The organism is Paenibacillus sp. FSL H3-0321 (assembly GCF_038002865.1).
GTDB lineage: Bacteria > Bacillota > Bacilli > Paenibacillales > Paenibacillaceae > Paenibacillus_AQ.
Window position 1 is genome coordinate 3,058,631 of the sequence record NZ_JBBODH010000001.1, and the last position, 20,006, is coordinate 3,078,636.

Annotated in this window: 22 protein-coding genes; 5 read left to right on the top strand and 17 right to left on the bottom strand. The window is 48.7% G+C overall.

Annotation, left to right across the window (positions count from 1 at the left end; translation table 11 throughout):
* Positions 1 to 11: 11 nt before the first annotated feature.
* The 17 genes from MHI45_RS13345 to MHI45_RS13425 all read right to left on the bottom strand — a co-directional run bounded on the left by MHI45_RS13345 (position 12) and on the right by MHI45_RS13425 (position 12,305).
* Positions 12 to 1,124: an acyl-CoA dehydrogenase family protein gene (locus MHI45_RS13345; RefSeq protein WP_144024399.1), complete on the bottom strand. Its 1,113-nt coding sequence runs from the start codon at positions 1,122 to 1,124 to the stop codon at positions 12 to 14.
* Entirely contained in the window at positions 1,100 to 2,641 is a 1,542-nt protein-coding gene (locus MHI45_RS13350) for an AMP-binding protein (protein WP_076112587.1), read from the bottom strand. Before MHI45_RS13350 ends, MHI45_RS13345 begins: the two co-directional genes overlap by 25 nt.
* Before the next feature lie 23 nt (positions 2,642 to 2,664).
* Positions 2,665 to 3,801: a 3-dehydroquinate synthase II gene (locus MHI45_RS13355; RefSeq protein WP_083675786.1), complete on the bottom strand. Its 1,137-nt coding sequence runs from the start codon at positions 3,799 to 3,801 to the stop codon at positions 2,665 to 2,667.
* Positions 3,773 to 4,600 (bottom strand): 2-amino-3,7-dideoxy-D-threo-hept-6-ulosonate synthase, encoded by an 828-nt coding sequence (locus MHI45_RS13360; protein WP_076112585.1) that lies wholly within the window; start codon positions 4,598 to 4,600, stop codon positions 3,773 to 3,775. Before MHI45_RS13360 ends, MHI45_RS13355 begins: the two co-directional genes overlap by 29 nt.
* Positions 4,597 to 5,046, bottom strand: a complete 450-nt coding sequence (locus tag MHI45_RS13365; protein ID WP_083675785.1) for a GNAT family N-acetyltransferase — start codon at positions 5,044 to 5,046, stop codon at positions 4,597 to 4,599. Before MHI45_RS13365 ends, MHI45_RS13360 begins: the two co-directional genes overlap by 4 nt.
* A gap of 313 nt (positions 5,047 to 5,359) precedes the next feature.
* On the bottom strand, positions 5,360 to 5,647 hold the full coding sequence (locus MHI45_RS13370) for a BMC domain-containing protein (RefSeq protein ID WP_076112584.1): 288 nt from the start codon (positions 5,645 to 5,647) through the stop codon (positions 5,360 to 5,362).
* Between the two features lie 56 nt (positions 5,648 to 5,703).
* On the bottom strand, positions 5,704 to 5,973 hold the full coding sequence (locus MHI45_RS13375; protein ID WP_076112583.1) for an acyl carrier protein: 270 nt from the start codon (positions 5,971 to 5,973) through the stop codon (positions 5,704 to 5,706).
* Between the two features lie 259 nt (positions 5,974 to 6,232).
* Positions 6,233 to 6,598, bottom strand: a complete 366-nt coding sequence (locus tag MHI45_RS13380) for a transposase (RefSeq protein ID WP_144024398.1) — start codon at positions 6,596 to 6,598, stop codon at positions 6,233 to 6,235.
* Positions 6,504 to 6,863 carry a hypothetical protein gene (locus MHI45_RS13385; RefSeq protein ID WP_144024397.1) on the bottom strand — a complete coding sequence of 120 codons (360 nt, stop codon included), beginning with the start codon at positions 6,861 to 6,863 and terminating at the stop codon, positions 6,504 to 6,506. Before MHI45_RS13385 ends, MHI45_RS13380 begins: the two co-directional genes overlap by 95 nt.
* A gap of 73 nt (positions 6,864 to 6,936) precedes the next feature.
* Entirely contained in the window at positions 6,937 to 7,383 is a 447-nt protein-coding gene (locus MHI45_RS13390) for a helix-turn-helix domain-containing protein (protein ID WP_076112582.1), read from the bottom strand.
* A 94-nt stretch (positions 7,384 to 7,477) separates the two neighbouring features.
* On the bottom strand, positions 7,478 to 8,131 hold the full coding sequence (locus tag MHI45_RS13395; protein WP_038600745.1) for a response regulator: 654 nt from the start codon (positions 8,129 to 8,131) through the stop codon (positions 7,478 to 7,480).
* 23 nt (positions 8,132 to 8,154) lie between these two features.
* Positions 8,155 to 9,168, bottom strand: coding sequence for a sensor histidine kinase (locus tag MHI45_RS13400; RefSeq protein WP_379145701.1), 1,014 nt, complete (start codon positions 9,166 to 9,168; stop codon positions 8,155 to 8,157).
* A gap of 59 nt (positions 9,169 to 9,227) precedes the next feature.
* Positions 9,228 to 9,875 carry a cell wall-active antibiotics response protein LiaF gene (gene liaF / locus MHI45_RS13405; RefSeq protein ID WP_076112581.1) on the bottom strand — a complete coding sequence of 216 codons (648 nt, stop codon included), beginning with the start codon at positions 9,873 to 9,875 and terminating at the stop codon, positions 9,228 to 9,230.
* Between the two features lie 204 nt (positions 9,876 to 10,079).
* The gene (locus tag MHI45_RS13410) at positions 10,080 to 10,784 is read right to left on the bottom strand and encodes a PspA/IM30 family protein (protein ID WP_038596377.1); all 705 of its coding nucleotides are present in this window, start codon (positions 10,782 to 10,784) and stop codon (positions 10,080 to 10,082) included.
* Positions 10,785 to 10,787: 3 nt separating this feature from the next.
* Positions 10,788 to 11,273: a PspC domain-containing protein gene (locus MHI45_RS13415; RefSeq protein ID WP_038596379.1), complete on the bottom strand. Its 486-nt coding sequence runs from the start codon at positions 11,271 to 11,273 to the stop codon at positions 10,788 to 10,790.
* A gap of 4 nt (positions 11,274 to 11,277) precedes the next feature.
* Entirely contained in the window at positions 11,278 to 11,955 is a 678-nt protein-coding gene (locus tag MHI45_RS13420; protein WP_038596387.1) for a PspA/IM30 family protein, read from the bottom strand.
* Between the two features lie 47 nt (positions 11,956 to 12,002).
* Positions 12,003 to 12,305 carry a LiaF transmembrane domain-containing protein gene (locus MHI45_RS13425; protein ID WP_038596389.1) on the bottom strand — a complete coding sequence of 101 codons (303 nt, stop codon included), beginning with the start codon at positions 12,303 to 12,305 and terminating at the stop codon, positions 12,003 to 12,005.
* Positions 12,306 to 12,560: 255 nt separating this feature from the next.
* Between MHI45_RS13425 and MHI45_RS13430 the strand changes: the two genes are divergently transcribed.
* The 5 genes from MHI45_RS13430 to MHI45_RS13450 all read left to right on the top strand — a co-directional run bounded on the left by MHI45_RS13430 (position 12,561) and on the right by MHI45_RS13450 (position 19,977).
* A complete protein-coding gene (locus MHI45_RS13430; RefSeq protein WP_144024395.1) occupies positions 12,561 to 13,247 on the top strand; it encodes a response regulator transcription factor in 687 nt (228 codons plus the stop codon).
* Positions 13,244 to 14,278, top strand: a complete 1,035-nt coding sequence (locus MHI45_RS13435; protein ID WP_144024394.1) for a sensor histidine kinase — start codon at positions 13,244 to 13,246, stop codon at positions 14,276 to 14,278. Before MHI45_RS13430 ends, MHI45_RS13435 begins: the two co-directional genes overlap by 4 nt.
* 89 nt (positions 14,279 to 14,367) lie before the next feature.
* Positions 14,368 to 15,072, top strand: coding sequence for an ABC transporter ATP-binding protein (locus tag MHI45_RS13440; RefSeq protein ID WP_038596393.1), 705 nt, complete (start codon positions 14,368 to 14,370; stop codon positions 15,070 to 15,072).
* A complete protein-coding gene (locus MHI45_RS13445; RefSeq protein ID WP_076112579.1) occupies positions 15,069 to 17,600 on the top strand; it encodes an ABC transporter permease in 2,532 nt (843 codons plus the stop codon). Before MHI45_RS13440 ends, MHI45_RS13445 begins: the two co-directional genes overlap by 4 nt.
* A 184-nt stretch (positions 17,601 to 17,784) precedes the next feature.
* On the top strand, positions 17,785 to 19,977 hold the full coding sequence (locus MHI45_RS13450) for an alpha-galactosidase (RefSeq protein WP_076112578.1): 2,193 nt from the start codon (positions 17,785 to 17,787) through the stop codon (positions 19,975 to 19,977).
* Positions 19,978 to 20,006 lie beyond the last annotated feature (29 nt).

The window sequence follows — 20,006 nt, forward strand, 5'->3', positions numbered from 1 at the left end:
TTGAGTTCCTTTTATATTTTTGGGTTTCGGACAACCTTGTTCCCCAGCATGTCTTTAAGCATTTCATTCGCCCCTCCGCCGATGCTTAACCAACGGATATCATTGTACAGATTGGCAATCCAGTGATCAGATACATATCCTTTGGCGCCATACAATTGCAGGGCAGCGTCAGCCAACTCCCTCAACAGCTCGGTTGACTGAATCTTGGCAACAAAAACATGGTTTTTGTCGGCCTGATTTTGCTTCAAATCATTAATTAAGTTAAGTACGAACTGTTTCAGCATGCTGATCTTCGAGTAAAAATCAGAGATAAGGAACTTGTTCCGCTGAAATTCAATGAGACGTTTACCGAATATTTCCCGCCGGTTCAAGTGCTCCGTCAATTCTGCAAAGACCATTTCACTCATGCTCAGCGCCATAATAGAGATGAGTGTCCGCTCAAAATCCAATGCGCCCGCCAAGTATTCAAACCCGCGGTTTTTCCTGCCCAGCAAACAATCTGCAGCCACCGGACAGTCTGCAAAGTGCACCTCTCCGAATGGCATCAGTCTGGCACCGGCCTTGTCCTTCTCTTCCGATACGAAAATCCCCTTCTGATGTCTTTCAACCAGGAATAGACTGATGGATTTCCAGGCTTCACCGGCTTCATTCGTTCTGGCAGCCACCAGAAAATAGTCGGCTATTGGAGCGTTTGTAATATACATCTTTTCACCGGTAATCATGTAGCCTTCATTATCTGCAGCAATCGCCTGCGTTGTCAGCTTGTTGATATCCGAACCGGCATTTTCCTCAGAAATGCATAGAGCAATATTTTTATTGCCCGTTCTGATTTCCTCTGCCGCCTTCTCAGCAGCCGGATTACTGAACCTCCGCAACAGGCGAAGGGCAATTTCATTAACCGAATAGGTGCCGATAAGGCCCACACTTTTATGGACTGCCAGTTCCTGGCACAGTAAATAGAATGACTCCAACCCTGATTCTGCACGGCTGGATAAGCCGATCCAATCCTGATCACCCATTTGCTTCCATGCCTCTCGCGGAAGATAACCAAGCTTCATCCATGTGCCCAGTCCGGCAGAGAGATAATCTATCGTCGTCTTCATTTCAACGGCTTGTTGAACCAATGTGCAACCAACCCCCTAATTTTGTTCAGATCCAGCTTTCCGTTGCTTAACCGGGGCAATTTACGTTCAATGACATAGCTTCCCGGGATCATATAAGCAGGAAGCTTGGTTGAAACAAACTCTTTGATTTCCAGCAGGGTCGCCTCAATCTTAGTATCCGGCTGATCCACCTCAACAGCGGCGACCAGATAGTCCCCCCTCTCATCCATAAAAACATAACAGGCCCCTACTGTTTCTATTTGCCTGATCGTATTCTCGACTTCCTGCGGATAGATTCGGTATCCCCTCATTTTGATCATATTGCCGCTGCGTCCAGCAAAGTAGTATACACCGTTCTCCTGATATACTTGATCGTCTGTCTTGTAATAGATTTGGTCGCGCAGCATGACAAATTTATTGGCCGAAGGATCATGAAAATGGCCCCAGTATCCTTTCATCAGCTGTGCACCTCCAACATATAGTTCACCAACCCCCTCACCATCACCAATAATAACTTCTCCGGTTGTTATAAGTAGAAACTCAACGCCTGGAAGTGGTCTGCCAATCGGAATAACTCCCTTTTCATAATCCCCCCTCTCCAATTCATGGACGCAGCAGGCAACGACCGTTTCCGTCGGTCCGTAGCCGTTCAACAATTTTACATGCGGTGAAATTCCATGAAATTTCTGCAGATCACTGGCATTCGCAGATTCTCCACCGAACCAGATCGAACGCAGGAAATCCCAAGAGAACCGCGGATAATTAGAGAATCGGCTTACCAACATGGAGATAATATTAGGTGTGCAGGAGAAATCTGTAATACGATGCTTCTGCAACACTTCTATCAAGGAATCAATAAAGACAAACCTATCGAAAACTACGGTGGTCCCCCCGACAACCCACGGTACAAGAAGCTCCATCAGCACCGGGTCAAAGTGTACGGGAAAGAAATTAAGAAACCGGGTATCTGACGAATAACCGGCTTTAGCAGCAGCGGCTTCTAAAAAACTGGCCAATGCCGTCCGCTGCACGGCCACTCCCTTAGGTATACCTGTAGAACCCGAAGTATAGATCAAGTAAGCCAGATCTTCCCCCTCGGGAGCCGTGTTAATCGAAACAGCGTTACTGATCTCGTGAACAATCGGTTCCATCGGAATATCCCGAATAACAGAGAGGTCCTTCACACTGGTAAAAGTGGCTTCCCCCACCCGGTCCATAACAACTTGATCCAAAAAAATTGCCTTCGCTCCGGAATTGCCAATTATATAGTGTATTCGTTCTTTGGGACTGGAATAATCAATGGGTACAAACACAACCCCTTCTTCCAGGCAGGCGAAAATAACCGCGATTACGGAAATGGACTTGGCGGAAGCGATGATCAAACGGTCTCCCCGTTCAAGCCCTAGAGACCGGAATAAATAAACAGCGTTAGTTACCATTTGCAGGAATTCTGTATCTGCACAAGTTCTTTCCCGGTGAATAAAAGCAGGGCGGTCAGGGGCCAATTGCCGCCGGTGAAGTAGTTGTCGCAGTCTCATTAGGCAATCACTCCAACATTCAATTATACTTCTCTGATTGTTTCGAGAATTTTCAAGCCTACATGTCTTCCCGGAACATCCAGATGCACCAGCAGCTTATCTCCGATTCTGATCTCGCTCGACGGGCGAATTTCTCCCTTGCTTCCCATCATGCGGACATGCCAATCATCCTGGATAAACGTATTCAGAATCGTTCCGTCCACTTCACATTCAACATGCAGCAAAGGGCGGGATTCAATCTTCAGGCGGCCTACAGTAACCACTCTGGCTTCACCCTTTGAATTGACGATGTACACCTCATCTCCTGCTTTGATGTCGGATAGATAGACTGCCCTGTCCCCCGGCACCCAGGCATACAGATGCAGTCCGCCAGCGTTTACCCGAAATTGCCTTAGATTCATGTACGGCAGAAAATGAGTTTCACTGCAAGTCAGGATTCCTCCACTTGAGGTGGAGCCTAGGAGCATTCCTTCATCCTGATATAATTCTGAAGTTGTATCGATGCAGACCCGGCTCCCCATGCCGGTATGTTTGATTTTTTTAACTACGCCTTCCCGCAGCTCGAATTTTTTTATTTTGGAACGGCTTACTGTTTCGCTGAACCTGATAATATCTTGAACTTGATTGGTGGAGAGTACAATTCCATCACTGCCTACCTCCATCGTCATCAAGCTGACTTCTCCATCTTCTGCCGTTCTTACCTTTTTAAATACTTGACAGGATGTAAGCTGTGTCGTTGCCAGTATCAATTCCAGCGGAATGTTGGTAGGATCTTTGAACTCAATGATGACCAAATCCACAGAATTGACCAATTCGACAGTTTGATCTAACGTTTCGCGATCCTTCACATTGATGGTTAGAGCGATTTTTATGTTTTGTCCATTTAGTTTCACCTTGGTTTGTTGAAGCATCTTCAAGTTGTTCGCAACAATATACTTAACTTTCTTAAACAAAGGCTCTTTTACCAAATTCTCGACATCGGCCATCTCGGATACCAGTACCGCTAATTCTATCCGCTGTGGCAATTGGATTTTCCCTAATAGAGAAAAATGCCGGTAATCAATATAGATGGTGGAGTAGTTAAGCTGACACACCTTATCAATTGTGTCTACCTTAGTATCAGCAGTTGCCTCAAACCAAATCCCTCTCTCTTTCTCCATTCGCCACACTCCCCCTATAAATTGTTTGTATCAAATCCTCAGGGTCTGCCCCATGGTTAACCACTAAATCAATGCTTTCAATAATCCCCTGCATATGATTGTCCTGAAACACATTCCTTCCAATCGCTACGCCGCTTGCTCCAACATCAATGGCATCTCTTATCGTCTGCAGCAGTCTTTTTTTGTCATGGTGATTTTCACCACCGGCAATGACGACTGGAATATCCACTGCATTTACAATTTTTTCAAAGGAATACTTATCCGTATAGTTCACCTTAACAATGTCGGCACCAATTTCCATTGCGACCCGCGCACTCACCAAAGCGTTTTGCACATTGTACTCGTCAACCATATCCCCCCGCGGATACATCATGGCTATAAGGGGTATCCCCCACTGGTTGCACTCTTCCGATATTTTGCCAAAATCCTTGATCATCTGATAATCAAAGTCGTTGCCGATGTTGATATGGATTGAAACGGCATCTACACCGGTCTTTGATGCTTCCTCTACAGAAGCTATCAGCACTTTCCTCAATTGGTTGGGACTGAATCCGATGGAAGCACTCAGATGCATAATAACAGCCATATCCCTGTTTTCTTTGAAAATATCCTTGCATACGTGTATGTTTCCTTTATGCAATACAACCGCATTTACCTTGGAATGGCACAGCTTCGCTACTGTATCTCGAATATTCACAATTCCGTCGATTGGTCCCAGTGTAATGCCATGATCAAGAGGAGTTATCAGAATTTTGCCGGTGGAAGGATGAAATAATTTTCGCATTCTCAAATCTTTCATTTGATCCTCCTCATATAGCACAGCTGAAAGCTACCCACGTTCTTCAATGACTCATCCCAATAGCCCAGCTTGCCGTAAAGGCGTTTAACATCTTTGCTTCGCTCTCCTGTAAAGATCAGAAAGCTGCTGCTTTCCCTAAATATTTCGTGTACCCTATTCATCAATTGCGTACCGATACCTTTATTCTGTTCCAAAGGATGTACGATCAATTTCCCTACATGGCAGACGTTATCTACATCCAGGAATGCCCGGACCGAGCCGATAATCCTGCCTTGCTCCGAGAATTTCAGTATCGTAGATCGTTTAAACTCTCCCTGAATTTCCTCCAGCGATTGTTTGAGCGGCTCAATATCCATACCGTAGATTTCTTCCGCTTCTCTTTGGAATGCCAGTTTCTGCAGATTCAGAATTTCCGGGAGATCCTCCATTCTTGCATCTTCTATCAACTCATAGCCTCCTCAAACAAAGGTTAACGAATCTTAGAATTGACGCTATAACGCGTCGTCGCACTAAAGTAAAAAGACACTGTTGTATGTCTTCTGACTTTTTCGCCGAAGATTTGCCCGTCACTATTCTTGACAATACGTGGTCTAAAAACGCATTCCGGGTACACATTTAATGCAAACGTTTGAATTTTGCAATAAAAATAAAAAACTATCAATTCCGAGCCAGGGTATAGGTAATTCATGGTGATTTTGGTGAGGTCGAAAAATCTGAAAGCAGTGCAAACGTTTGAATTTCAAGCCAAAAAACCTTCGGTCAATTCATTTCTATTCCTTTGCTGTCGAGAGCAACAATATCAAAATCAAAATTAGGAATGACATTCAACTCATAATCAATATTTCTTAGAATACACATCTCCATTACAAGAGCCTCTGCTTCCCTGACTTGTCCCAGACTGCCTCTAAAAATGATGACAAGCGATCCTCCCATCGTTTCATGAAGTACCTTGACCAGTTCGACATATGTATTCTTAACAATTAAATCGCACACACGAATTACATCTGCCAAACCTCTTACCTTTACCGTTGCCAGAGCCCGATTCATATTGCCCCTTCTCTCCAATAATTAATTTGGAGTTCTTCTTCGCTCCCCTCTGCCAGTCAGTCCCCGTCTGCGTGCAACAACTGGCGCCCGACGTAGGTAATCAGTTCTGAAATTCGTGTGATTGTCTCCGTAGACAGCATAGCGGTATCGATTTCAAAATCGAAGGCTGTTTCGATCTCCACAATTAATTGGATAATCTTGATCGAATCGATGCTATAGTCGGCCAATAGATCCGACTCCTCTTGAATCTCCTGAGGGTGGGCGACCAATTTCAGCTCGTAAGCTACGATATCACGAATAACATCCAAGATTTGGACTCTATCCATAGGGTCTCCTTTCGTGAAATAGTTGAATCCAATTGATTAAAATCTAAACAACATAGATTTGATAATTTAACGTTATAAAATATGTTATTATATATAAATTTTACCATATCCATGTCTTTCCTTCAATATATTTTTTATAAAATCCAAGTTCATCTTATATAGCAAAAAAAAGAACGCATACCTGCGTTCTACATAAAAAAAATAAAGACAGCCGCGTATTCGTATGCTCTACAATCCGTCTCCTAGTACCTTGACCGCATCAAATTTCAGGATACAATTGTTTCAATTTCCCTCTGGCCATTGGCGTCGTGAAGTGCCGCTCCACGGATTTTCGTGCCTGATTCCGGTCGATTTCCCATGCCGTGATTTCGCGTTGCAATTGATCAATGGAGCCAATACGCCGATCCAGACATTGGATTGTCATCGAGCTCAGTTCAATTTCGGCCATGTTTAACCAACTCCCATGCTTGGGAGTGTAGTGGATTTCCAGGCGCTTCGCTAAAGATAGGGCCTGTTCTGGTGGAAAGGCTTCATACAACGAAGAGATCGTGTACGTGTTCAAGTTGTCCATCACGAGCCGAACAAGTTTCGCGTCTGGATAGTAAACGTCCAGTAATTCCTGGATTTGAAGTGCCCAATCGACTTTGGTTCGTCTTTGATTCGTCTTTGGTTCGTCTTTCGCTGGCCTGTACGTGACACCAACCGGCTATCGGTTCCGTAAACAAAAACACACTACAGCTTCCCTTTCGCACGTATTCATAATCTTCGCGCTGCACTTGCCCCGGTTTCATCGGCTCGGATGGACGAGAATCTTCCAGAAGCTGAATCGGTTGTTCGTCCATACAGATCAGCGGAATTTCAGGATCATAGGGCAAGGCGTAGGCCTCCAAAACGTCCTCCATGCGCGCAACAAATTCGGCGCTCGATTTCGGAGGAATGCACCATTGTTTCTTTAAATGAGGCTTAAGTTTCGTTTTTTAAACGTGGTCCGAATCGTCTCTCGTCCCACGGATTCCATGATATCAGTTCGATGACCCGGCGCGTCAACAGACGAACGGTCCAGCGGGCATAGCCCTCAGGTGGCTCAGAACAGGCCAATGCGATGATTCTGGCCTCCAGTTCTCCCGTAATGATCGCAGGACTCCCTGGCTCCGGCCGCTTTCGATAACTCAGAGTAGCCTCCAAGCCGCGGGTACAGTAACTTTTCACGGTATGGTGGATCGTAACGTCACTGACACCGACTCTCTGGGCAATCTCCATCTGCTTAGGAATGGCTCCTTGACTTTCATCGACCAACATGAGGATGAGACATCGATTTCGAATTTCCCGAGAAGTCTCCTTCGTATGAAGAAGCTGTTGGATCCGTTCGCATTCTTCGTCGTTCAGTTCAACCATGTATTTTTTGTTCATTGGTATGCCCTCCCATTTGACTCTATATGGAGAGCGTAAAGGTAATATTATCCTTGGTCAAGGTACTAGCCCACCGGCCTTTGTTTTGTTAAGGTTATTCAGCCAGACCGTTCTTGTAAGCATATATAGCTGCCTGGGTCCGGTCTTCCACACCCAGCTTGGCGAGAATGTTCGTTACGTGAAATTTCACAGTCTTGATCCCGATAATCAGCTGGTCAGCAATATCCTGGTTGGATTTGCCCTGGGCCAGCAGCTTCAGCACTTCCATTTCGCGCTCGGTAAGCTCCTTATAGGCAGGTGATTCGCCCTTGGCGTTATTACGGAAACGGTTCATCATTTTGGAAGCTACCTGTGACTCCAGCACCGATTGGCCTCTTGCCGCTGCACGGATGGCATCCGCCACTTCACTGGCCCGCGAGGTTTTCAGCAAATAGCTGAAGGCTCCGGCTTCAATGACCGGGTACATTTTTTCGTCATCCAAATAGCTGGTAAGTACGATTACCTTACAATCCGGATAAAGTTTGAGGAGCTGTCTAGTTGTTTCGATACCGTCCATGCCGTCCATCACTAGATCCATAAGCACCACATCCGGATTATATTCCTGGGCCAGCCGGATGCCTTCTTCTCCGCTTCCGGCTTCGCCCACAACTTCAATTCCATCCTCGGTGCCAAGCACCGCAGCAAGTCCGATCCGGACCATTTCATGATCGTCCACGAGCAGTACTTTAATCGCTTCCGCTTCCTCCATCTCCATAGTTTGCCCTTGCCCCCTTATTCATTAACTAGTGGTACAGTAATTTCAATGCGCATCCCTTTGCCGGGTGCGGTGATAAATTGAATGGAGCCTCCGGTTTCATTGATCCGCTCCTGCATATTGGAGAGTCCGTAGGAAGTCTGCTTACTCTCATCCATCTCGAAGCCAATCCCGTCATCCCGCAGTGTGAGCCGCACGGTATCTCCCCGGCGGTGCAGCCGGATTTCCATCTTATCCGCTTTGGCGTGGCGCAGCGTATTGGAAATGGCCTCCTGCACAATGCGGAACAAATGATTCTCGATCCCTTTAAGCAGATGCACATCCGGGTCCATCTCAAACACAATCTCCATAGGAACCTTAATCTCCAGTTCCTTAATCAACTCCTGCAGCCCCTGCTCCAGACCTTTGCCCTCCAAGTACACCGGACGCAGGTGCAACAGCAGTGCCCGCATCTCCGACTGGGCTACGGCGGACATCTCCTCGATAAGCGCAATCTGCCGCTGTGCCTTGTCAAAGTCCTTTTCCAGCGTTCTGCCTACAGCCGTCGCCGTCATGGAGATCGCGAACAGCTGCTGCGATACAGCATCATGCAGCTCACGTGCCAGCCGCTGCCTTTCCTCCATAATCGCCGATACGCGCGCCTGTTCGGCAAGCTTGGCGTTATTGGTGGACAGCCGCTGCAGTGTGTTCACCTGGTTCTCCCACTTGCCGCTGATCCGGCCAAGCTGCAAGCCGAGCCTGCCCAGTTCATCCGTACCCAGTTCCGGCATGGCCGGGGTAAGATTTCCTTTCTCCCAGGCTACGAGTGTTGCCCGCAGCCGCTCCAGCTTGCGCTTGATACGGAAGCTCTGGTAGAAACCGAAGCCAATCCCGAAAACCATCGGCAGCAGAATTAGCGTCACCGCCGTTCTTACCCCGATCTTCCAGTTTTCAAAGGGCTGCAAATATCCGTATGTATACATAATGTACAGGATAACCAGCAGCATGACAAAGGAGAACAGAGCCCCCTCGCCCATGCTGCGCGTTACCATACTCCTATTCTTTTCCTCCACGCCGGGAGCACTCCCTTCTTAGCTAACGCTCATCCCTTTTAGGACATGCTTATATCCAGGTCACCCATTAAATAAGATACATTAATCTTCACCTTATTCTCGCTGATGTCATAATTAGCCGATTTCCAATTGAGCCGGTTCAGCATTCCGGTATCCCGATGGCTGCCGAATTCGATCGATCCGAACAGCACAAAGGCTTCAATCTCCACGCCGTAGTCTTCCGACAAATGAACATCCATATCGCCAAAAATGCCCTGAAACAGCATGATGGTCTCTTTATCCTCCGCCATGGCCAGCGAAAGATCCACATCGGCTTCACCCATCACATGCCATGCACTCAGACTGCGCATCACCCATGGGGAGAGGTCCCAGTCAAACCGGGAAGAGAAGCTTTGCTTCTGCATGAAGCCGCCGCGTTTCTGCATTCTTTTGGACTTCACAAAAAACATCCCCAGTGAGATCAGACAAATCCCCAATACAAGCAGCAAATGATCCAGCAGCATCAGTACGGCACCGACTCCAAGCAGAGTATAACCCTGCTTCACCCTGCCCGATGTCGTCCGGTAAATCCCCAGCAGCAGGAACAGGAGCGCGACAATGGAGAAAAAGCCGATCCATCTGCCAAATATCATCAAGCAGCCTATTCCAATCAGTCCGATGGCAATCAAACGGTTTCGTTTATCCATTTCGCACCTCCTTAAAGTTTTGCGGAGCAAAACTGATTAATGTTGAAGTTTCTCCAATCGATGATTGTATGCATCATGAATTGGAGAAACTTCCACCTATAGCCGCATCCCGCTACAAAAGCCATACCGGTATGGAGAATCCATACCGTATGGCTTTACCTTGTTCAGCATATCATATACGCCTATTGTTTAGGAACTGGCTTATTATTCTTTTTTGTCAAGTGACGGGGATGAAGAAGTTGGGTTCAGCTTGCTCTTAAGTGCAGCGAGCTGCTCATCCACTTTAAGCTGCTTCTCGGCATCCACAGGCTTGCTGTATACACCGGCCGAAGGGCTGTAAGGGGCACGCATAACATCTGCTTCCGCTTCAAGCTGCATGATCTTTTCTTCCATACGGTGGAATCCGAGCGATGCACTGCCGCTTTCGATGGCATGAACACTGCTGATTTGCGACATTTGCTTCTTGGCTTTCGCCATTTGTGCACGGGATACCAGCTCGTTGCGTTTGTTGCGCAGTTTGTAGAACTCATCCTTCATGTCATGCAGCTGCTGTACCAGTTCTTTGGCTTGCACTTCCGCTTGAGCATGAAGATCGCTGTATTCAACTTGCTTCTGGTCGAAATAGATTTTTTCCTCCAGCAGCTTGCGGGTTACTTCTTCCTGGCCATTCTTCAGGGCAAGCTCAGCCTGTGCCGCACGTTGTCCGGACATTTTAGCTGCTTCATCGACGCGCTGCTTCATCCGGCGCTCATTGGCCATTTGCTTCGCTACAGTAACCTCAGCTTCGTGAATTTCTGCCTCCATATCGCGCAGATATTGATTCAGCATTACAATTGGGTCCTCTACCTTATCCAGCAAGTCGTTTACCGACGCCTTTGTCATATCTTTAATCCGTTGAAATACTCCCATGTTTTACACTTCTCCCTTCTCGTATTTAGCAAGTTTTTGTTTAAGCTCTTCGACTTCTTTCTGCAGGGCCTTCTTCTCAATATCCTTCATCATGGCATCCAGACCGGAGTCCGGGGCCGAGTAAGCATTTGCTTTGTCATAACCGGGGTTATAGCCGGGCTGTCCGTTATTCGGACCATATCCTCCCTGTCCATGAGGACCCTGCGGGCCTTGCGGGCCGCGTCCATATCCAGGTCCTCCGGAGTAAGGGCCGCCATAAGGGCCGCCCGGAGCTCCGGGTCCAGGGCCAAAAGGATTATACTGCGTTGGCTCCTTGGGAATGACAAGCGCTGCAACAAGGTACACCAGAATCGTTGCGCCCCCGGTAAAGGGGATGCTGACCAAGAGCAATATCCGGAACAGGGTGGAGTCAATACCGAGAGTCTCGGACACTCCTCCTGCAAGCCCTGTCATTACCTTGTCACGGGTTGAACGGTACAATCGGCTCATAGTACTACTCCTTTCCGTCATTGTTAAGCTTCTCCTTCAGACGGGCCATTTCTCTTTCCAGTACAGTTGCTACGGTTTCTCCAGCCTGCACTGCGTATTCCTGCCCCATCCGGCGCAAATCGCGCAGACTTTTCGCTTCCAGCTCCCAGTCGTTCATCCGGTCTTCCAGCCGTCCGAACATCTTGGGAACATCACCGCCGTTGCCGTAGGTTCCGGCTCTTTGGTTCATCCGCTGCTGAAGTCTCAGCGACTCCATCCGTGCTGCATAATACTGGCGTTTGTTATATACGGTCTGATATTCGACTTTCAGTTCATTAAGCTGGCTTTCCAGCTCATACAGCGATACTTGGCTCTGTTCCAGCAGCCCGCTGTACTGCTCCAGCTTTTCCTCGTGAATGATCTTTTCCTGCAAAGCCAGCTTGGCGAGATGATCCTCTCCTGCCTTAAGTGCCAGCAGCGCCTGTTCTTCACGCTTATTCTTCATGGCCGTTGCCTGGTTGACTTGCTGCTGCAATTGCTTCGTGTGGGAAGCGTATTGCTGATATAGTCTTTCAGCTTCACTGATTTCTTCACGGGTTGAATGGAGAAATTGATCAATTAGCTTCACAGGGTCCTGGCTTTGTTCCAGACGTTCATTTAGATTAGCTACGGTGATATCCCTCATGCGGCGAAAAACACTCATGATTTCCTGCTCCCTCCCTGCTTCTTAGTAAGTAAACTTCTAAAAACTTAGTATGTTCTGTTTTGTTTGCCCTTCAGTACTGAGATTCCCCAAACCACAAGCGCGATACCGAGCAGGGGCCCGATGATCCAGGAAAGCTTGGCAATCAGCGACATGACACCGATGAACATTACGATCCAGCCGATAATTTTGCGTCCGCTTTTAATTCCGTAGTATCCGAGAACAACCAGCAATACCGGGAACAGAATTCTGAAGACTCCATGAATCAGAGGAAGCGCAATACCCATCAGCATTATTGCTCCGAGCACGATCAGCACAACCGCAAGTCCGTTACCTTTTCTATTTTGCATTTTCTCACCGCCTTTCGTTGACCTCAACCTTATAACCTTATTCTAGGGTAAACCGCAGACTTTCAAAACAGACCGTGGACGGTTTTATAAACTGGACCTTAGTCGGGGCAAGGGTAGGACTGCAGGCTGCCGGGAGCGGAAACAAGCCTAACTCTCTGCCGGGAGAGACTTTAAACATCGCTAGTGTGTATAATTGTTGCAGGTATCCCTTAATATAGCTTCTGCAGCATGCAGAGGAACAAAGGAGCACACACCTTGAAGACATTGTTAATCGTTGAAGATGACCGGAGTCTCAATAAAGGCATCGCCCTGACCCTTTCCCAGAACGATCTATCTATACAGCAGGCTTACGACATAGCCTCAGCGGAGCTGCTTCTCTCTTCCCTTAAGATTGATCTTATTATTCTGGATATCAATCTTCCCGACGGAAGCGGGCTGGATTACTGTGAGAAGATCCGAAGAACCTCGCAGGTGCCGATTATCTTTTTGACCGCGAACGACATGGAGCCTGATATCGTTACGGGGTTTGAGCTGGGAGGCGATGATTATATTACGAAACCGTTCAGTCTGATGGTCTTAAGGGCAAGAGTCATGGCCGTCCTCAAAAGATCTGCCCCGCACAGCGAGGACAAAGTAACGATAGGACCCTTAAGCTTCGATTTTGGAAAGCTGGAGTTTTATAAGAACCAAGAGCAACTGATCCTTAGCAAAACCGAGCTGAAGCTGCTGAAAATATTTGTCACGAACCCCGGCATTATTTTAAATAGAGAACAGTTAATCGACAAGATCTGGTCGCAGGAGGCTGAGTTTGTGGATGAGAACGCGCTGACAGTAGCTGTCAAACGGCTGCGGGCCAAGATCGAGGACGAGCCTTCAGCTCCACAATACATAAAAACAGTCTACGGTTTGGGATATCTATGGGCGGAAAGGCCAAACCCGTGAGCAGCAGCAGACAGATCCACTACTCCAAACGCATTAGCCTTTTATTTTCGGCAATCTTCATTCTCCTGGTATTCGGCTATGCGGGAGTGGTCCTTTTTCTGCAAGGGGATCATCCGGCTCTCCCGGAACTCACTGCACTTTTTGTCTCTTTAATGCTCGTCATGGGTGCTGCCTGGAACTGGTCCTTGCGGCGGCAAGTTACATCCTTTGTGGATACGTTGGATGAAATGGTGGACCGGGCGATCTACGGACGGGAGAAAATGACCGATTTTGAAGAAACCCTCCTCTCTTCCATGGAACATAAATTGTTGCGTTACATTGAGATCTCCAAAGCGAACGAACAGAACCTGGAAACGGAAAAGAACAGAATCAAAGAGCTGATCTCGGATATTTCACATCAGACCAAAACACCTCTTTCCAATATCATGATCTATAGCCAGCTGCTTGCCGAAGTCCCGGAGCTGGATGGAGAATCCCGGCAACTGGTGAGCCATATTCAGTCGCAATCAGAAAAGCTCGAATGGCTGATTACCTCCCTGGTCAAGATGTCCCGGCTGGAAACGGGGATGATCACCCTGCACAGCACGGTCAATCCGGTGATTCAGACGATAACCCGGGCCGTATCCCATATCTATACCCGTGCGGAAAGTAAACAGATCGATATTCATATCGAATGCAATCACCTTACAAAAGCCCGTCATGATCCGCAATGGACCAGCGAGGCCTTATTCAATCTTCTGGAAAATTCGGTAAAGTATACAGAGGCAGGCGGTAAAATTTCCATCGTGACTGAAAGCAATGAAATGTTTACCCGGGTAGATGTTTCGGACACAGGCATGGGGATTCCCCAGGATGAGCTTAAGCACATCTTCAAACGATTCTACCGGGGACACAGCGCCAGGGAGTATGAAGGCATTGGAATCGGGCTTTATTTGACGCGGAAGATTATCAGCATGCAGGGAGGTTTTATTACAGCGGTATCCGAGCCAGGCAGAGGAACAAAGATCTCTATGTTTCTACCCCAAATCTAAATGTGTCATTATCATCAGATTTCAGACACTGTCCAGTTAGAATTGTCTGATATCTTAAGAGCATCAAAGATTATGGAGGATGAATCACCATGCCTATATTAAGAATAGAACACCTCAAGAAATATTATGGCAAAGATCCGCAGACGACGGTTAAAGCGCTTGACGATGTCTCTCTGTCTGTAGAAAAAGGCGAGTTTCTGGCCATTGTCGGCACCAGCGGCAGCGGAAAAAGCACCCTGCTTCATATGCTCGGCGGCCTGGACCGGGCCACTGAAGGCAAGGTGATTGTGGATGGGAACGATATCTTTGCGATGAGTGATGAGAAATTAACGATTTTTAGACGCAGATCGGTTGGTTTCATCTTTCAGAGCTATAATCTGGTACCGATTCTGAATGTGCTCGAAAATATATTGCTTCCTATAGAACTCGACGGCGGCAGAATTGATCAGAAATATCTGGACGAAGTGATCCAGGCCCTGGGACTTCAGGAGAAAATCCACAATCTGCCGTCTAACCTTTCCGGCGGGCAACAGCAGCGTGTTGCGATTGCCAGAGCGCTGGCAACTAAACCTTCCATTATTCTGGCTGACGAGCCTACAGGGAATCTGGACAGCAAAACCAGTCAGGAGGTTCTTATTCTGCTGAAGCAGCTGAGCGAGAAATTCAATCAGACCATTGTCATGATTACTCATAACGAGTCCATCGCCCAGACTGCCGACCGCATTATTAGAATTGAAGACGGACGCATTGTTTCCGGCAACGAGACGATATCCACCGGGGTTAAGACGTTATGATCACAACCAACAACCGCAAAATTGTAAACCGTCTCGCTCTAAAAAGCCTGAAAGCCAATCCAATGCGCAATCTGGCCGTAATCTGCGCGGTCATCCTGACTACACTGCTCATTACCTCCATCTTCACCATGGTCTTAAGCATTAACAAATCGATGGAATTAGCCCAGATGAAAACGGTTGGCTCTGACTTCCACGGAGGCTTCAAATATCTGGCCCCGGCACAGGTCGAAGCGCTGAAGAAACATCCCTCCATCCGGGAATACGGGGTTACAGTTAATGCAGGAGATTTAACAAATGATGTGTTCAGGGATAGTCGGGTAGAGGTTTTGCAGATGGATGAGAACAGCGCAAAGCACGGTTTTATAACATTCATTGAAGGCGGGTTACCTGTCGCAGAGAACGAGGTTGTGCTGAACACCTGGGTGATGGATAAGCTTGGCATCAGGCATGCGCTGGGCCAGCGGGTTGCTCTGGATATAGATATCGGGGAGCGCGTGATTCAGCAGGATTTTATTGTTTCGGGGTACTATTACGCGGACAGAAACCTGGCCATGTCGGGGCTGGCTTTGGTATCGGAGGCTTTTGTAAACAAGAACCTGTCCACTATCGATCGGGAGAAGTCCATAGCCAGCGGTTCTTATGTGAATACCTCCGGGCTAAGTGTGATGTTCAGCAATGCCGTCGATATCGAAAAAAAGCTCAATAAGGTACTCAAGGACACAGGTGTAGATGCCCCGATCGGGATAAACTGGGGGTACACAACTTCCTCCCTTTCGGATAACATCATCAAATTTGTTCCTTATATGGGAGTCATACTCATTATCATGCTCAGCGGATATTTGCTGATTTATAATATCTTCTACATATCGGTAGTGCGGGATGTCAAATTTTACGGCCTGCTGAAGGCAATCGGAACCACGCCGCGACAACTGAGGAGAATAATTATTAGTCAGGCGCAGCTGCTGTACATTGTAGGACTGCCGTTTGGCCTGGCTTCCGGTTATGGTATTGGCCGGTGGTTGACCCCAATGCTTAGTAACATCTCTCCTGAAACTATGGAAGCTTCCAATTCAGCCAGCCCGTGGATTTTTATTGGGGCTGCCGTGTTCTCCTACCTGACGCTTTGGATCGCTGCCAGCAAGCCGGGCCGGATGGCCGCACGGATCTCTCCTGTGGAAGCAGTCAGATTCGCAGGTGTGAGCGTGAAACGGCGGATGAACAAACGCTCGAAACGCGGGGCAAAACTTTACAGTATGGCCTTCTCCAATCTGTTCCGCAATAAAAAGAAGCTGTTTCTTATGCTGACCTCGCTTTCCTTAAGCATGGTCTTGTTCAGTGTTATCTTTACCGTGATCTCATCGCTGGATGTCAATAAGTACCTGGAGACTTATATCGCCGGTGACTTTGTAATCCACAATAACGCTATCGTGTATACAGAAGGCGAACAGGCCGGGGATTCTTACAAACTTTCGGCAGCGTTCAAAAGTACTCTGGATAAGATTGACGGAGTCGAACAGGTGGACAACGTATATTATAAATTCGAAAAATACATTTTGGATGACACGATACGCACTGCACTGAAACCTCAAGCAGAGACGCCTCAACCTGAACCGATCCTTGTACAAACACTTAAGAATAACTTCATTATGCTCGATCTGTACGGCATTGATGGCGGCTGGTATGACCTGGTGCAGAAAGATGTTATTGAAGGAACCTTCGATAAACAGAAGTTCGCTTCCGGTAACTATGTGCTCGTGACAGAGGCTATGATGCATGGGGAAGATAATTATGAAACTTATTATCATCCCGGTGACTCTATCAAATATCCGGGTCTGGGAAAGAGTTATGAAGTCATGGCCGTTTTAAAACTTGATGCCCTTTATGCAGCAACTACTCAAGCATATCCAATCTATGGATACAACACCTTCCTTCCCGCCTCAGAATTAACAAAGGAGCTGCCGGCGGGAAGCAATCCGCCTATGGGATTATCAGCAACCATTCACGCCGATCCGGCCAAGCTGAGCAGTGTTGAACAGGAGGTTAAGTCAATTGTAGCTTCAAGTGATGAGCTGGTCTTCAAATCAAGAGAAGATTACAAGGAGGAGCTTGGCTCGTATATCCGCATTTTCCAGACGGTCGGCTACGGTCTCAGCTTTGTCGTTGCGCTCATAGGCGTTCTCAATTATATCAATACCGTCATTACCGGGGTTATTACCCGCAGAAATGAATTCGCCTTACTGGAGAGCATCGGCATGACCAAGCGGCAGCTGAAAAAGGTTCTGGTCTATGAGGGAATGTACAATGTCCTGTTGACCGTGGCGATCACCTCCAGCTTAGGCCTATTTCTGACTTACATCATTTCCAAAAACATAGCGGATAATATAGCCTTTACGGTCTACCACTTCAGCTGGCTGCCGTTTGTTCTGGTCATTCCGGTCCTGGCCGCTATTGCGTACACTGTAACGCTAAGCTCCTACAGCCTGCTGACCAAGGCGACGGTTGTTGAAAGATTGCGGCAAGCAGAATAACCTCTAACGATGAAGCAGATCCGGGCAGCCGGGTCTGCTTTTTAAGGTCCGTCCCTTTATCCAATTGCAAAAGAGACTACATTCCTCCATATTCATTCTGCATTCCTCCATACGTTTGACTGCGAAACAGACTTATAATGAGGCTGTCTCATTACTTCAGCATCCACCTTAGGAGGTTATTTCCTTGTCCATTCACTATGATGCGAAGCTGCAAATCTTCCATCTGCAAACTGAAAATACCAGTTATGTATTCGGCCTGGCCCGCGGTACGTATCCCCTACATCTGCATTGGGGCAAAAAAATCCGCAGCTCTGCCGTTTCCGATTTATTCGATCCCGGAGCTATGGGCTTCAGCAGCACCGTTGATCCGGCAGAGCCTTCGCTTTCCCTGGATACACTCCCCCACGAATATCCGGGCTATGGTTCGGGCGATTTCAGGGAGCCCGCTTACGTAGCTGAGCTGGCCAACGGCACAACGGTCACGGAACTGGCTTACGTGTCCCACAGCATCCTCAAGGGGAAACCGGCGCTGGAAGGCCTACCTGCTGTATACGCCGAGTCTGACGAGGAAGCCGAAACGCTGCAGCTGGTGCTGGAAGATTCACTTGCCGGCCTCAGGGCCGAACTGTCTTACACGGTCATGAAGGGTTTCGATACCATTATCCGCTCGGCCCGGCTGATCAATACCGGAACCGCCCCGCTTAAGCTGAACCGTGCCTTGTCCCTGGCGCTCGATTTCCCGCATGATGAATTCGAGCTGATCCATCTTTCCGGCTCCTGGGCCCGGGAACGCCATTTGGTCCGTGCCCCGCTGCGCAGCGGAAATCAGGGCATCGACAGCAAACGCGGAGCGAGCAGCCATCAGCAGAACCCCTTCCTGGCCCTGCTCTCCCCGAATGCCGGGGAAGACAGCGGAGAAGCCTATGGCTTCAGCCTTGTCTACAGCGGCAGCTTCAGTGCCGGGGCCGAGGTGGATCAATACGGGTCCACCCGGGTCACGATGGGCATCAACCCCTTCGGCTTCCGCTGGCTGCTTGAGCCGGGCGAAAGCTTCCAGACGCCGGAAGCTGTACTTGCTTATTCCGATGCGGGGATCGGCGGCATGTCCCGTATTTACCACCGCTTGTACCGTACCCGTCTGGCAAGAGGGCTGTACCGCGATGAACCGCGTCCGGTGCTGATCAACAACTGGGAAGCCACCTATTTCGGCTTCGATGCGGACAAGATCGAAGATATCGCCCGTGCCGGACAAGCGCTTGGCATTGAGCTGTTCGTGCTCGACGACGGCTGGTTCGGCCGCCGGGACGATGATTCCACTTCCCTGGGAGACTGGTTCGTGGATAAACGCAAGCTGCCGCAGGGCCTGTCCGATCTGGCGGAACGGGTGAACCGGCTTGGCATGCAGTTCGGCCTCTGGTTCGAGCCGGAAATGGTCTCCCCCGACAGTGAGCTGTACCGTGCCCACCCGGATTGGTGCCTGCATGTGCCAGACCGCAGACGCAGTCAAAGCCGCAATCAATTGATCCTCGACCTGTCCCGGCCGGAGGTCTGCGACTACATTATAGATGCCGTTAGCAGCGTATTATCCTCGGCTCCGATCACTTATGTCAAATGGGATATGAACCGCCATATGACGGAGATCGGCTCCGCGTCGCTGCCGCCCGGGCGCCAGGGGGAAACTGCCCACCGCTATATGCTGGGGCTGTACCGGGTAATGGAAGAAATCACATCCAGCTTCCCGCATGTGCTGTTCGAGAGCTGCTCCGGCGGCGGCGGCCGGTTCGATCCGGGCATCCTGCACTACATGCCGCAGACCTGGACCAGTGACAATACCGATGCCGTAGAGCGCCTCAAGATCCAGTACGGCACAAGTATTGTCTATCCGGCCAGCGCCATGGGCGCACATATCTCGGCTGTGCCGAACCATCAGGTTCACCGCAGCACCCCGCTCTCCATGCGCGGCGATGTGGCGATGTCCGGCAACTTCGGGTATGAGCTGGACCTGACCCGGTTCACCGAAGAGGAGCAGGCGGAAGCGGCTGCCCAGGTTGCCTTCTACAAAGAAATCCGTTCGCTTGTTCAGCAAGGGGATATGTACCGGCTGCTTTCGCCGTTTGAAGGCAATGAAACGGCTTGGATGTTTGTAGCCGAGGACCGGTCCGAGGCATTGGCCGGCTACTTCCGTGTGCTGGCCGGACCAAACACCGCCCGCCCCCGTCTCCGCCTTCAGGGACTTGATCCGGACAAGGATTACGTGCTAAAAGAGACGGGTACCGTATACGGCGGCGACCGCCTGATGTATGTAGGCCTGCTGCTTCCCGAGCTGCATGGCGATTTCCAGAGCAAGCTGCTGCATTTTGTTGCAGTTGAAAAGTAAATACATTTTCAAACAAGCAGGCCCGCAAT

Coding starts and splice junctions, on each gene's coding strand:
- MHI45_RS13350 (WP_076112587.1), bottom strand. CDS start 2,641: ATGAGACTGCGACAACTACTTCACCGGCGGCAATTGGCCCCTGACCGC.
- MHI45_RS13355 (WP_083675786.1), bottom strand. CDS start 3,801: ATGGAGAAAGAGAGAGGGATTTGGTTTGAGGCAACTGCTGATACTAAG.
- MHI45_RS13360 (WP_076112585.1), bottom strand. CDS start 4,600: ATGAAAGATTTGAGAATGCGAAAATTATTTCATCCTTCCACCGGCAAA.
- MHI45_RS13370 (WP_076112584.1), bottom strand. CDS start 5,647: ATGAATCGGGCTCTGGCAACGGTAAAGGTAAGAGGTTTGGCAGATGTA.
- MHI45_RS13375 (WP_076112583.1), bottom strand. CDS start 5,973: ATGGATAGAGTCCAAATCTTGGATGTTATTCGTGATATCGTAGCTTAC.
- MHI45_RS13390 (WP_076112582.1), bottom strand. CDS start 7,383: ATGAACAAAAAATACATGGTTGAACTGAACGACGAAGAATGCGAACGG.
- MHI45_RS13395 (WP_038600745.1), bottom strand. CDS start 8,131: ATGGAGGAAGCGGAAGCGATTAAAGTACTGCTCGTGGACGATCATGAA.
- MHI45_RS13400 (WP_379145701.1), bottom strand. CDS start 9,168: ATGGTAACGCGCAGCATGGGCGAGGGGGCTCTGTTCTCCTTTGTCATG.
- liaF (WP_076112581.1), bottom strand. CDS start 9,875: ATGGATAAACGAAACCGTTTGATTGCCATCGGACTGATTGGAATAGGC.
- MHI45_RS13410 (WP_038596377.1), bottom strand. CDS start 10,784: ATGGGAGTATTTCAACGGATTAAAGATATGACAAAGGCGTCGGTAAAC.
- MHI45_RS13415 (WP_038596379.1), bottom strand. CDS start 11,273: ATGAGCCGATTGTACCGTTCAACCCGTGACAAGGTAATGACAGGGCTT.
- MHI45_RS13420 (WP_038596387.1), bottom strand. CDS start 11,955: ATGAGTGTTTTTCGCCGCATGAGGGATATCACCGTAGCTAATCTAAAT.
- MHI45_RS13425 (WP_038596389.1), bottom strand. CDS start 12,305: ATGCAAAATAGAAAAGGTAACGGACTTGCGGTTGTGCTGATCGTGCTC.
- MHI45_RS13440 (WP_038596393.1), top strand. CDS start 14,368: ATGCCTATATTAAGAATAGAACACCTCAAGAAATATTATGGCAAAGAT.
- MHI45_RS13445 (WP_076112579.1), top strand. CDS start 15,069: ATGATCACAACCAACAACCGCAAAATTGTAAACCGTCTCGCTCTAAAA.